The organism is Niallia taxi (genome assembly GCF_032818155.1).
Lineage (GTDB): Bacteria > Bacillota > Bacilli > Bacillales > Cytobacillaceae > Niallia > Niallia taxi_A.
In genome coordinates this window covers 2,434,081-2,446,747 of sequence record NZ_CP102589.1, presented here as the reverse complement: position 1 = coordinate 2,446,747, position 12,667 = coordinate 2,434,081, and the positions used below count along the sequence as shown (strand labels likewise).

Annotated in this window: 11 protein-coding genes; 8 read left to right on the top strand and 3 right to left on the bottom strand. The window is 38.8% G+C overall.

Annotated elements, in window-relative coordinates:
• Positions 1–139: 139 nt before the first annotated feature.
• The 5 genes from NQZ71_RS12145 to dacB all read left to right on the top strand — a co-directional run bounded on the left by NQZ71_RS12145 (position 140) and on the right by dacB (position 5,630).
• Entirely contained in the window at positions 140–1,510 is a 1,371-nt protein-coding gene (locus NQZ71_RS12145; protein ID WP_317010707.1) for a DEAD/DEAH box helicase, read from the top strand.
• 25 nt (positions 1,511–1,535) lie between these two features.
• Positions 1,536–2,123 carry a hypothetical protein gene (locus tag NQZ71_RS12140; protein ID WP_317010706.1) on the top strand — a complete coding sequence of 196 codons (588 nt, stop codon included), beginning with the start codon at positions 1,536–1,538 and terminating at the stop codon, positions 2,121–2,123.
• Positions 2,124–2,137: 14 nt separating this feature from the next.
• The gene (locus NQZ71_RS12135) at positions 2,138–3,157 is read left to right on the top strand and encodes an STAS domain-containing protein (protein WP_317010705.1); all 1,020 of its coding nucleotides are present in this window, start codon (positions 2,138–2,140) and stop codon (positions 3,155–3,157) included.
• Positions 3,158–3,264: 107 nt separating this feature from the next.
• Positions 3,265–4,074 carry an Fpg/Nei family DNA glycosylase gene (locus NQZ71_RS12130; RefSeq protein ID WP_317010704.1) on the top strand — a complete coding sequence of 270 codons (810 nt, stop codon included), beginning with the start codon at positions 3,265–3,267 and terminating at the stop codon, positions 4,072–4,074.
• Between the two features lie 71 nt (positions 4,075–4,145).
• A complete protein-coding gene (gene dacB / locus NQZ71_RS12125) occupies positions 4,146–5,630 on the top strand; it encodes a D-alanyl-D-alanine carboxypeptidase/D-alanyl-D-alanine endopeptidase (protein WP_317010703.1) in 1,485 nt (494 codons plus the stop codon).
• Between the two features lie 29 nt (positions 5,631–5,659).
• Here the strand turns inward: dacB and NQZ71_RS12120 are convergent, their stop codons facing one another.
• From NQZ71_RS12120 to NQZ71_RS12110, 3 genes are all read right to left on the bottom strand, one after another.
• Positions 5,660–6,286 (bottom strand): ribonuclease H1 domain-containing protein, encoded by a 627-nt coding sequence (locus tag NQZ71_RS12120; RefSeq protein ID WP_144455928.1) that lies wholly within the window; start codon positions 6,284–6,286, stop codon positions 5,660–5,662.
• Between the two features lie 102 nt (positions 6,287–6,388).
• On the bottom strand, positions 6,389–7,339 hold the full coding sequence (locus NQZ71_RS12115) for an ATP-grasp domain-containing protein (RefSeq protein WP_275007589.1): 951 nt from the start codon (positions 7,337–7,339) through the stop codon (positions 6,389–6,391).
• Complete coding sequence (locus tag NQZ71_RS12110) at positions 7,339–8,394, bottom strand: LLM class flavin-dependent oxidoreductase (protein ID WP_144455924.1); 1,056 nt, start codon at positions 8,392–8,394, stop codon at positions 7,339–7,341. Before NQZ71_RS12110 ends, NQZ71_RS12115 begins: the two co-directional genes overlap by 1 nt.
• 221 nt (positions 8,395–8,615) lie before the next feature.
• Here NQZ71_RS12110 and NQZ71_RS12105 point away from each other — a divergent pair, with 221 nt between their 5' ends.
• From NQZ71_RS12105 to glsA, 3 genes are all read left to right on the top strand, one after another.
• Positions 8,616–9,041, top strand: a complete 426-nt coding sequence (locus NQZ71_RS12105; protein WP_222118270.1) for an EamA family transporter — start codon at positions 8,616–8,618, stop codon at positions 9,039–9,041.
• Between the two features lie 235 nt (positions 9,042–9,276).
• On the top strand, positions 9,277–11,490 hold the full coding sequence (locus tag NQZ71_RS12100; protein ID WP_317010702.1) for a sensor domain-containing protein: 2,214 nt from the start codon (positions 9,277–9,279) through the stop codon (positions 11,488–11,490).
• A gap of 184 nt (positions 11,491–11,674) precedes the next feature.
• Entirely contained in the window at positions 11,675–12,604 is a 930-nt protein-coding gene (gene glsA, locus NQZ71_RS12095) for a glutaminase A (RefSeq protein ID WP_144455918.1), read from the top strand.
• The last annotated feature ends 63 nt before the right edge of the window (positions 12,605–12,667 follow it).

Genomic DNA, 12,667 nt, shown 5'->3' with positions numbered 1-12,667 from the left:
GAGCTAAGGCGCAATAGCCTTTGCTCCTTTTTTATTATAAGAGTTTTCTTAAGAACACTTGCTATTTTACCGATAAAAAGCCAAAATAAAGGATGGTTAGCTATTGTTAAGCTGACTAAGTAGAAAGTAGGGATATTAATTGACAGATTTTAAAAGCTTAGGAATTAATGATACGATTATAGATCATTTACAAAAAAGAGGAATAACAGAGCCTTCGCCAATCCAAAAAAAGGTTATACCTTCCATAATAGACGGTAAAGATGTTATAGCTCAAGCACAAACAGGGACAGGAAAAACATATGCATTTGCATTGCCAATCGTACAAAAACTTAAAAAAGACGCAGATTATATACAAGCATTGATTGTCAGCCCGACAAGAGAGCTTGCAATCCAAATCTCTGCTGAAATAGAGAAAGTAAAGCCTGATTTTGCAGAAGTATTAACAGCATACGGCGGTCAGGATGTGGAAAAGCAGCTTCATCGAATGAAGGACAATATCTCCATAGTTGTCGCAACACCAGGAAGGCTGATAGATTACATGAAAAGAGGTCAAATAAAGCTTGACCGCTTAAATGTCATTGTGCTTGATGAAGCCGATCAAATGCTTCATATCGGATTTTTAGAAGAAGTGAAATACATAATGAGACGTACGCCAAAATCAAGGCAGACGTTAATGTTTTCTGCGACTATTTCTGATGATATTAAAATGCTTGCCAAGAAATACATGATAAATGCTGAATACATGACAGTAGAGAAAAAACAAGGGCCAGCTGCAACGGTTCAGCAATTTTCTATGCATACAACAGACAGAGCTAAGCAAGGAACGTTAATGACTCTTATAAAAACGTACCAACCATATATGGCTGTTGTATTTTGCCGAACAAAGCGAAGAGTGAGCAAATTATATGAAGTTCTCCGAAACAATGGCTTAGATTGTCGGGAGCTGCATGGTGACCTTTCACAGGCAAAACGAGAGCAAGTGATGAAGGACTTCCGCAATGCCAAATTCCCGATATTAATTGCGACAGATGTTGCTGCAAGAGGACTAGACATTGATGGCATTACACATGTATTCAACTATGACATACCTGCTGATGCAGAAAGCTATGTGCATAGAATTGGACGAACAGGCAGAGCTGGTATGGAGGGCGCGGCCATTACCTTCTATTCATCAGATGACCGTGAAACATTGGATATGATAGAGCAGGAGCTTGGCATCACGATAACAAAGATGCAGCAGCTGAAAAAGACGGATGACAGCTCAGAGCAAGCTACTAATACAAAAACGGACCATACTAAACGTAAACCAGGCTTCCGATCAGCTCAGAAAGCAAAGGCTGGACAAGGCAGAAAAAAACAGCATTCAGGTGAACCAAAAGTGAAGCAGGACAGGAATGCTAGCAGCAAGGGCAAGGATGGAGCAAAGCAGGAAAGAACGTTTAGCAGCAAAAAAGGCAAAAGAAACACAGGCAGTGCGATTTTTAAGCCAAAACATTCAAAAAAGAAATAAGTACGGCATAAAGGAGTTAGACTAAATGATAAACAAAAATATGAAGAAATATCTTGAAAGTAAGTCAGAGAATGAAAAAATTGCTGCTCTTTCAGTTGAAAAAGCTTATTTGCTTGAGAACGGGCTTGCAGCTGAAGAAGGCATCGTCATTGTGTCATTTTCAGAAAAACTAGGTGAATTCTACATGGAGCTTGCTAATAAAGAAAGTGACGAAACAGTAAAAGAAGGTTTGTCTGCTTCATTTCTAGAAGAAAAAATTTCTCTGCTGAAAACCAATCTCGATGAATATTTATATGTAGAAACAGATTTGTTTGACATGATTCAAGTAGACGGGCTGACATTGGAGGTTGATTCTGTTTTCCGCAAATATGACGGACTTTTCGGCTTCCGTGCTCCTAAGAAGCAAGAGCAGGTCATCCGTTCGTACTTTTCCGAAAAGCTAGGCAGCGAAACACCATATAGCCTTATGTTTAATAATCAAGATGGCCTTTGGGATGTGAACCTTCCAATCGAATATATGGAAGGATTTACAGAGGAGTTGAGTGTAGCTGCAGCATTAGAATTGTTTTACAGCTTTATGTTCGCCTTAGGTTGTCTGTTAGACGAGAAATAAGTGAGGAGAATAGCATGGGAGATTCAATTATACGCACACAAGTAGACAACACTGTATTTACTTGGAATAAAGACAAAGGGATTTTCTCTTTTGATGGAGCTCAGTCTGTGCTGTTTTGGGACTCTGCCATTGAATTGTTTATTAGTACAATCATTGAGGTTTCAGGTAATGATGTATCAAATACTGTCCTTGAAGCGACTGGATTTCGAATGGGAGAGCTAGTTAGCAGCTATTATAAGGACAGGATTGATACAAGAGATGTCATTGAACAATATATGGATATATATCGAAATGCCGGCTGGGGAAAAATCAAAGTCACACATTTCTGTCTCGATGAGAAAAAGGTCATTCTAAAGCTTAAGAACAGCTGGGAGCATCGCATCTATCAATCTATGAAAAAAGAGCAGGCAATTGTTCTTCTTCCAAGCCATTGGGCAGGTGTGCTTACAGCTTTGTTTAAAGAAAATATGTGGTATAAGGTAAACAAATCACAGCTTAATGGCGATGAATTTGACGAGATTGAAATTTATCCATCCTCCATTACGCCAAATGATAACATTCACCAACTAGCTCGCCAAAAAGAGCAGGCATATATAAATCAGCTTGAACAAAAAGTGGAAGATAGAACAAAGGAGCTTTCAGACCTGGTAAAACACCTATCTACACCAATCATGCCTGTCATGAAAGGGATTTTAGCTGTCTCTCTTGTTGGGAAATTTAATGATGAGCGCTTTGAGGGATTACTTCAAAAAACGTTGTTTGCATTTTCCAAGCAAAGAGCAACCTATTTGCTGCTTGACATGACAGCAATTAGTGACTTTGACGAATACATCATTTTCCGTTTACAGGGATTGGTTAAGGCAGTTGCCCTTTTAGGCGGAGAATGCATTCTTGTCGGCATTAGTCCGACATTAGGTGTGCAAATTATTAATTCAGGCGTTGATTTACGGACCATTCCAACATTTTCAACATTAGAGCAAGGTATTGAACATGCTATCGATAAGCTTGGGTATGAAATAGTTAAAAAAAACTAAGCTTTAAGTGAACTCTGCACATATATAGGTGCGGAGTTTTTTTATGCATGAAAAGCTATGCGCTATCAGAATATAAAGGGAAGAAACTAACCCTTGGAGGTATGCACATGCCTGAATTACCAGAAATGGAAAATTACAAACGCAACCTAAATCAGCTCCTGCAAAATAAGATGATTACAGATGTCATCATAAACAGAGAAAAATCGGTTAATGTCGCACCAATTTTATTTATTGGCGCCGTTCGCGGTACTACCATACAAGCTGTTGAGAGGCGGGCAAAGCATCTGTTGTTTCGGTTAAGCAATAATAAGGTGCTGCTGCTGCATTTAATGCTTGGGGGGTGGATGTATTATTCAGAAGAAAAGGATAAGCCGAAACGAACAGTGCAGGTGCAGCTTTCCTTTGGAGAAAAACATCTCTATTTCATCGGTTTAAGACTCGGATACCTTCATCTGTACACTGAACAAGAAGTGGAGCAGGAATTGGCAGATTTAGGACCAGAGCCATTAGATGCCAGCTTTACGGAAGAACAGTTTTTAAGCTATATAGAAAAAAAGCGGGGCATGTTGAAGCTAAAGCTGGTCGATCAGCATTTTTTGTCAGGAATCGGCAATTGTTATTCTGACGAAATATGTTATGATGCAAGGCTGTTACCGGAAAGTAAATTGGAGGATTTAAGTGGGGACGAGCGTTCGGCTCTCTATACATCGATTCGAACAGTATTACCAGAGGCAACAGAAATTGGCGGGTATATGGAGCATCCTCTTTTCGTCGGAGATACTAAAACAGGAGCTTATAATGATAAATGCCGTGTGTATGACTGTGAAGGTCAATCTTGTCAAAGATGTGGCAGTAAAATTGTGAAAACTGAAATCTCTTCCAAGAAAACCTTCTTTTGTCCAGTTTGTCAGCATTAATTGACTAAGCTCCTTTTTTTCTGTCCATAATAGTTCTTTACATATGCCTTAGAAAAGGGGTGGGTTTGCCTTTGAAACGACAAAAACTTGTCTTGCTGCTGATTATCCTTGGAATAATTGTCGTACAGCTGAATGGAACAAAACCATATGAGCTTGAAGTACAAGCACAAGGAAACACAGAGGATTTAGAAGCAGAATTAGATAAGCTTCTCACATCCATGCCAAAGCTAAAAGGAAGTCTTGCTGGTATAAGCATCCGTGAGCAGAGCAGCAGTAAGGTTGTTTATGAACAAATGGCTCATACAAGATTAGCGCCAGCTTCTAATTTAAAGCTGTTAACAGCATCCGCTGCTCTGTCTGTATTAGGAAGTGACTACACCTTTGACACAGTGATTTATACAGACGGAAAGCTTGTGAATGGAGTTTTATCAGGAAACTTATACGTAAAAGGCAAAGGCGATACCACTTTACTTCAAAGTGACCTTGAGAATATCGCTAAGTCATTACATGATAAAGGAATCAAGAAAATCAATGGCAGCATCATTGGTGATGCAAGCTGGTATGATGATGTTCCTTATTCCATTGATTTGGCTTGGAGTGATGAATCCACCTATTACGGAGCACCTGTTTCTGGATTGACGATGTCACCTGATAAAGAATATGATGCAGGCACAATTATGATTAAAGCAAGTCCTGGAGCAAATGCAGGCAGTCAAGCAAAGCTGACAATTAAACCTTCCGTTTCTAATCTGGATATTGCTAATCGTACAAGCACTGTTAATAAGGATGGCAAGGAAAATATCCAGTCTGTTCGGAAGCATGGTGAAAATTCAATCACAATAAAGGGGAATATTCCGGTAGGAAGCGGAGCAACGAAAAACTGGGTTGCAATTGAAAATCCTCCTGAATTAGTACTTGATGTGTTCCAGCAAGCATTAACAAATCAAGATATTACCTGGACTGGTGAAGTAAAGGAAGGGATCACCCCAGAGCTGTCAACACCAATTCTTGTTCATAAGTCACTGCCATTGTCGAAAATAGTAGTTCCATTTTTGAAGCTAAGTAATAATACGATAGGGGAAACATTGTTAAAGGAATTAGGAAAAGTCGAAAAAGGCGAAGGCAGCTTTGAAAAGGGTGTTGCAGTACTTAAGGAAGAAATGAAGAAATTCGGACTGGATACGAGCGGCATGCTAATTCGGGATGGTTCTGGTATTTCTCCAATTGACCTGATTACGGCAAATGATTTATCGACATTGCTTTACCATATTCAGAAGGAAGCTTGGTTTTCTGATTATGAAAAAGCGCTCCCTGTTTCCGGTAATAAAGACAGAATGATTGGCGGTACTTTACGCAATCGTCTGCAATCGGAAAATACATTAGGGAAAGTAAAAGCAAAAACCGGAACTTTGTCAGCAGTTAGTTCCCTTTCCGGTTATGTAGAAAGTAAAAGCGGTAAGAATTATATCTTTGCCATCATGCTGAATCATCTTATTGATGAAAGCTCTGGTAAAATGATGGAGAATCAAATAGTCGAATTATTGGCAGCACAATGAATAAAGCGTGAGAGCATATGCTCTCACGCTTATTTGCGCCCAAAATCAGCTTTTATTTCACCATGTATGTGTGTTTCCCATTTGATGATTTTGTTATTGTATGTATTTGCCTTCAGCCAAGCTTCAGCTCGTTCAATCATTTGCCACAGTTCCTCTGTACGATGATCACGTTTAAGGCTTGTGTTCGCTTTTTTGTTACGTACCCAGGAGAGTGCAGTCATGCTGTCACTATATATAGTTGTGTCTTTTCCAAGTTTTTTCAGCATCACCAATGCGTGAACAATTCCTAAAAATTCCCCAATATTATTTGTGCCAAAAACAGGACCATAGTGGAATATTCGTTCTCCAGTCAATGTGTCCACACCTTGATATTCCATCATGCCAGGATTTCCGCTGCATGCCGCATCAACAGAGATGCTGTTTTCGTCAATTGGTGCAGCAGTGCTGCTTTTCTGGGCTGAAGCACCCGTTTTTCCGTTTGAGACAGAACGGCTGGCTGCACCTTGATTATATGCTTGCTCAGCTTCTGATAGTGTAGGAAAAGATTTAAAGGCAGCACCTTGAAACCCTTTTGTTTGTTTTTCACATTCTGCCCATGTCGTATAAATACCTGGCTTTCGTCCATTCCACACTACATAATATTTTTGTTTAGCCATTGCTTCGCCTCCACTTTTTCAATCCATTCATATCATATCATAGCTGGCGAAAAAAAGAACGGACTGTCTGTGACAGCCAGTCCTTAAAAAATGTAAATGCTATTAATTGGCCACTCCAGATTGACTCTCAAGTAATCCTTGTAAATACTGAGCTAGCTGCAGCATGCCAAAAATCCCTGCTTCCTTCTCTGCATCGGCATTATAATTAGTATTCGTGTTAATGTCATACGTGTAAAGAGTACCATTCTTGTCCTTCATGAATTCAATTCCGGCAACATTAATGCCTTGTGCTTGGAGGAATTGCTCGTATTTTTCGATAACTGGTTCTTGGAAGTCTTTTTGAATGGAAAAGCTTGGTTTTTCCTCTACTTGTTCGCCAACAGGGCAGAAAAGATCATTGATTTGGCAAGCGTCCGCAGGGCACAGCTCAAAACCGCCAGCCGTGTCGACTTTAACGGCATAAACAAACTTTCCGCCAACAAACTCACAGCGAGTGATGCTTTGATCTGGTGATTCAATATATTGTTGAATTAAGGTAATCCCATCCACAGGCTCTTCGAATTCTGGTCCGTACACATATCTCTCAAGCTCCTCAATGGAGTGGAATAAGCGAACACCTAAGCCTTTTCCTGCTCGATTATGCTTTGTGATAAAGGAGGGGTCACCAAGCTTTTTTGCTGCTTGGATAATTTGTTCACTGCCAGTTGCCACGAGCGTTTTCGGTGTTTGAATGCCATGCTTGAATAAAGCGGCATACTGTGCTGCTTTACTTACTTCCAGTCTTAAAGCACCTGTTCCATTAATAACCGTTCTGCCATAAGATTCGAGCCATTCAAGGACAGCACCAGTATATTCTGCTGCATAACGATGTCCTCTCGTATGCGAAGATGCGCTCATTCGGCTGTAGAAGATTCCTTCAGGAGGAGCTTCCGATAAATCGAAATTACCTTCTGATAAATCCCATTCTTCAAAGGGAATATGAAGCTCCTCCAGACGCTTCGTTAAATGAACAGTCCATTCACTGTTTTCATGGATAACATATACTTTGCTCATTATTTGCTCACTTCTCTTTCTATTTTTAATGATTCTACAAGCGGCATAACTTGTTCAGAGAACTTTTTCATCTCTTCTAGCTGTGGAGAGAACTGCAGCAACAGCAGGTTAATTCCAGCATCTTCATACTCAAGTATCTTTTTGGCTATTTGCTCAGGCGTACCAATCAGACCAGGTCTAAGTCCTCTGTTAGAAACAGAATAATCTTGCAATTTAATTTGCTGTTCGAGCTGTGATTTATTAACAAAGTCAACAAACCCAGCATAAGCAGAGGATTCCTTGACATCTGTAATTCTAGCAAGCTCTTGTTCTGCTTCTTCTTGTGTATCACGGCAAATCACATATGCTGCCATTCCGAAGGAGGCAAAAGGTTCCTTGCCAAGTTCTGTTCTTTTGTTTTGCATATCCTTTATTTTAACTGAAATCTCGTCAACTGTTCCGCCATGCATGACATATGCATCACAATTTTCAGCGATGACTGCTTTGCCTTTTGGGCTTTCGCCACCAGCATAAAGAATCGGATTTGGCTTTTGAACAGGCTTTGGAGCAAGCTTCGCATCTTTGATATCATAGAACTTACCTTTAAAGCTAAAGGTTTCTTCTGTCCATAAACCTTTCAAAATAGCTAAAAATTCCTCTGTACGTTCATATCTTTCATCATGCTCTGTAAAGATTCCACCATATTGCCTTGCTTCTTCCTCCCACCAAGCAGATACAACGTTCAAAGTAAACCTGCCATTACTTATATGATCGATATTGGCAGCCATTTTAGCCGCAACAGCAGGATTATGGAAGCCAGGACGGATTGCTGTCATGATTTCTATTTTTTCTGTCACAGCAGCAAGAGCAGCAGCCGTTGACCATGCTTCAATTGAATCTGTTTCAGGACCTTTAATATCATTTAAGTATAATTCCGCTATTAAAGTCGTATCATAGCCCCAATTTTCTGCACTTTGAATGACCTTTTTTGCATAATCAAATGTAGGAGGCATGTTCTCATCATCAACATTTCGCAGCCATCCACCAAAAATAGGTAGCCAAAATCCAAATTTCATGTACATTCTCCTTTTAGGACACTAAAGTTTTTTGAATATTATTAATGTTATTATAGAGGTATACTAACTGTCAATATACTTGAATCTATAAAACCTATAAATATACTCTGTATTTATTAAAAAGGAAAAAATCTAAATATAAGAGGAGATTTTTACAAATTTTACGATAAAAGAGTAAAATTTGCATTACCAAACATAATACATAAAAAGGAGGAATTTGTTTGTCTTGGTTACTTTTTGCTATACTTTCTGCAGTTTGCGCTGCTTTAGTTGGGATATTTGGAAAAGTGGGTCTGCAAAATATTGATTCCAATACAGCTACAGCCGTCCGAGCAATTATCATGGCACTTTTTCTTTTAGTTGTTGTTGCAATAGAAGGCAATCTTCATAAAATCCCAACAATAATATCTGACAAAAAGAATTTCCTTTTTATTGTACTCAGTGGTATTGCAGGTGCAACATCGTGGCTGTTTTATTTTCTCGCGTTAAAAACAGGTAAGGTGACACAGGTTGCACCGATTGATAAATTAAGCGTAGTATTAGCAGCAATAATCGCCATTATTTTTTTAGGGGAAAAAATCAGTCTCATTAACGGAGTAGGAATTGGCCTTATTACTGTTGGAGTCATTTTGGCTGCGCTGCACTAATTTCTTGCTGAAGATTCATAAAGGCTGTTGTTTGTCTCTTTTTAGTAATAAACCTTTTCAAAAGATTAGCATCTTCAAAATGTAACAGGAAGAACAGCCTTCCTGTTTTTTTTTTATGGATAAAAGTGTACGAGCACTCAACAAAACCCATTAATATGCCGATAAAAAGAGAAATTGGGTACTAAATGAAGACCCACAAAGAAACAGGGATAATGAAAGATAGGTGAAAGCAACAATGGTCTATAAAAACAGTCAAACGAAATGGATCATTACCCTTTGTTTATTTGTTGTTCTATCAATGCTTGTAAATATCTTTTACCACTATTTGAATCATACTGTATTTATTATTCTGCATACCATCTTCAGTCTCGTAACAATATTTTCGCTGCTGGTACTATTAAAGAATATATCAATAATCATATTAGAATTGAGAAATAGCAGTATGAAGCTTCAGACCATTTTTGAAACAATGGATATGGCAATTTGGTATCATGATTACAAGACTGGAACACTGCTAATTACTTCTGGTATGGAAAGGATTTATGGCAGATCCATTGCAGAATTCTATCAAAATAATGATTTATGGAAAGAATCTGTTCATGAAGACGATTATCATGTAATAGAAGAAAGGCTAGAAGCATTAAGTATAGGAGCGGAAGTCACAAGTATTTACCGAATTGTTAAGCCGGACGGCGGAATTCGCTGGATTAAAGACAAAGGTATACCCGGTTTTGATGGCAATGGCAAAAGGACAGAGTTTACAAGTATTTTTTTTGATATAACAGAAAGTAAAGAAAACGAGGACCGCTTCAGCACGCTTGTGGAGATGTCACCGGATATAATTGCTGTAGTCAGCAACTATGAAATGCTGTATATCAATTATGCAGGAAGCAAGCTTATTGGCGCTGTCAGCCCTTCTGAGCTTGTCGGTAACACCGTTTATGATTTGCTGTCGAAGGAAGACTATGAAAAAATTGATAGCGAATTTTCTATAAATGGTGCCAAGAATTTAAGAGTAGAAGTTCAAGTTAAAACATTACAGCAAAGAATTATTGATGTGGAGCTGTCCTGCATGCCAATTATGTATGCAGGAAGGCATGCGGTGCTTGTTGTCGGACGTGATATTACCGAACGAAAAAAATCGGACAACTTAATTAAGCAATTAGCCTATCATGACACGTTAACAGAGCTGCCGAACAGGTACAGCTGTATGGTTCATTTGCATGAACGCCTTCATAGTCCTGCAGTCGATTCCTTATACGTATTGTTTTTAGATTTGGATCAGTTTAAGCGAATCAATGACACAAGAGGACACTCTACCGGCGATATAATTTTGAAAAAGGTAGCCAATACTCTTAGCTTATCGCTGAAAGACGAAGATTTTGTCGCACGGCTTGGCGGTGATGAATTTGTGATAATTCTCGAAAATGCAAATTTGCTGGAAGTAAAGCAAAAGGCAAATACTATACTAGAGGCCTTCAACCAGCCGCTAATAATTAAGACAGAGGAATTTTTCGTTACACCAAGCATAGGCATCAGTAATTATCCAGCAGATGGTAAGGATCAGGAAACGTTAATCAAAAATGCCGATGCCGCTATGTATTTAGCAAAGGAAAATGGAAAAAATAACTATCAGTTTTATTCACATGCGCTCGAGGAAAGTGGCGCCCGAAAAATGATGCTGGAAATGGAGCTAAGAAAGGCGATTAAAAAGCAGGAGCTTTCATTGTATTACCAGCCGCAATTTAATATTCTTACAGAGGAAATATTCGGTGTCGAAGCATTACTACGCTGGAATCATCCGAAATTCGGCTTTGTTTCTCCGGCAGAATTTATTCCAATAGCAGAAGAGACAAATTTAATCGTGCCGATTGGCGATTGGGTTATCAAACAAGCAGCCCAGCAAATGAGGGCATGGAATAAGCAAGGCATTAATGACATAAAAATGTCGATTAATATTTCAGCAAGACAATTTCATTGTTCTGATTTTGCTGAAATTATTGGGGAGCATGTCGACAAATATGGATTAAATACAAAAATGATTGAATTGGAAATTACAGAAAGCACCTTGCAAAATATGGATTTATCCTTAGAGATACTTCATAAACTAAAAGCATATGGTTTTAATATTTCAATAGATGACTTTGGCAAAGGCTATTCGTCATTAAGCTACTTAAAGTATTTACCGATTGACACGATTAAAATTGATAAAACTTTTGTTGATGATATTACAGACCCAGTTCACAAAGGTTCCTTAGTTAAGGCCATCATCGATATGGGACATAATATGAACTTCTCGGTTATCGCCGAGGGAATTGAACAAAAAGAACAACTAGAATTTTTAAAACATAACCATTGTGTTCTCGGGCAGGGTTTCTACTACAGCAAACCTCTGCCGAAAGAGGACATTGAAAAAATGCTGCATGAACAGCTAAAAAACATTAACTAAAAAAAGGACTGGAAGCAACGATTCCAGTCCTTTTTTAGATTACATAAACTAGGTTGGTGATTGTTTCCAGTCTTTTTGTGTAGTATAAGTATATAGAAGCGTGCTTGTTTTGGCAGGTAAGTTTATTTCCTTCTGATAAGGAAATAATGAAGGAAAACGATATTAAAAGAGTTGGTGATAAAGGATGCCATGTAAAACGGTAGAAGAGTTAGAAGTTATATTAGAAGAAGCAAAAAGCTACACAAAGGAAGGAAAAGTTGCTGATTACATACCAGCGTTAAGCAAAGCAAACCCAGATAATCTGTCGATAGCGGTTATATACCCGAACGGCACTTGTTATTCAGCCGGTTGTATCAAAGAAAAAATTACGCTGCAAAGCATTTCAAAGGTACTAACACTTGCACTGGCGCTGATGGAGTCAGGAGAAGACACTGTGTTCCAAAAAGTCGGCTATGAACCGACAGGAGACCCCTTCAATTCGATTGTAAAGCTGGAAATGAGTAATCCATCCAAGCCATTAAATCCGATGATAAATGCAGGTGCACTTGCTGTAACTAGCATGATAAAAGGTAGCTCTGTTAAAGAACGGTTTGACAACATCCTTGAATTTGTGAAAAAGCTTTCTGGCAATGATGATATCAGTTACTCAGAAGAGGTAGCAAGATCAGAATATGAAACCTCTCATTTAAACAGAGCCTTATGTCACTTCATGAAGCAGCATGGCATTATTAATGAGGATGTTGAAGAGCTGCTAGATCTGTATACGAAACAGTGTGCGATTGAAGTAAATTGTCTCGATTTAGCACGAATTGGCATTATTTTCGCCATGGACGGGGTAGAGCCAGGTACAAACAACAGAATTATGCCAGCACATGTTGCTCGAATTTGTAAGACCTTTATGGTTACATGCGGCATGTATAATGCATCAGGCGAGTTTGCTGTACGTGTTGGCATCCCGGCTAAAAGTGGTGTTTCTGGCGGCATTTTAGGAGCTGTTCCTAATCGTTTCGGTATTGGTATTTCTGGACCTGCTCTTGATGATAAAGGAAATAGTGTTGCCGGCTTAAAACTGCTTGAAATTCTGGCGAAAAAATATTCACTGAGTATGTTCTGATCAACTAATCCCTCTATAGCAGTTTTTTTACACTTCTATACTTGTGGTTATTTTCAAACAGAT

Bases quoted from the DNA above. Each gene is read 5' to 3' on its own strand.
- NQZ71_RS12140 (WP_317010706.1), top strand. From the start codon at position 1,536: ATGATAAACAAAAATATGAAGAAATATCTTGAAAGTAAGTCAGAGAAT.
- NQZ71_RS12135 (WP_317010705.1), top strand. From the start codon at position 2,138: ATGGGAGATTCAATTATACGCACACAAGTAGACAACACTGTATTTACT.
- NQZ71_RS12130 (WP_317010704.1), top strand. From the start codon at position 3,265: ATGCCTGAATTACCAGAAATGGAAAATTACAAACGCAACCTAAATCAG.
- NQZ71_RS12120 (WP_144455928.1), bottom strand. From the start codon at position 6,286: ATGGCTAAACAAAAATATTATGTAGTGTGGAATGGACGAAAGCCAGGT.
- NQZ71_RS12115 (WP_275007589.1), bottom strand. From the start codon at position 7,339: ATGAGCAAAGTATATGTTATCCATGAAAACAGTGAATGGACTGTTCAT.
- NQZ71_RS12110 (WP_144455924.1), bottom strand. From the start codon at position 8,394: ATGAAATTTGGATTTTGGCTACCTATTTTTGGTGGATGGCTGCGAAAT.
- NQZ71_RS12100 (WP_317010702.1), top strand. From the start codon at position 9,277: ATGGTCTATAAAAACAGTCAAACGAAATGGATCATTACCCTTTGTTTA.
- glsA (WP_144455918.1), top strand. From the start codon at position 11,675: ATGCCATGTAAAACGGTAGAAGAGTTAGAAGTTATATTAGAAGAAGCA.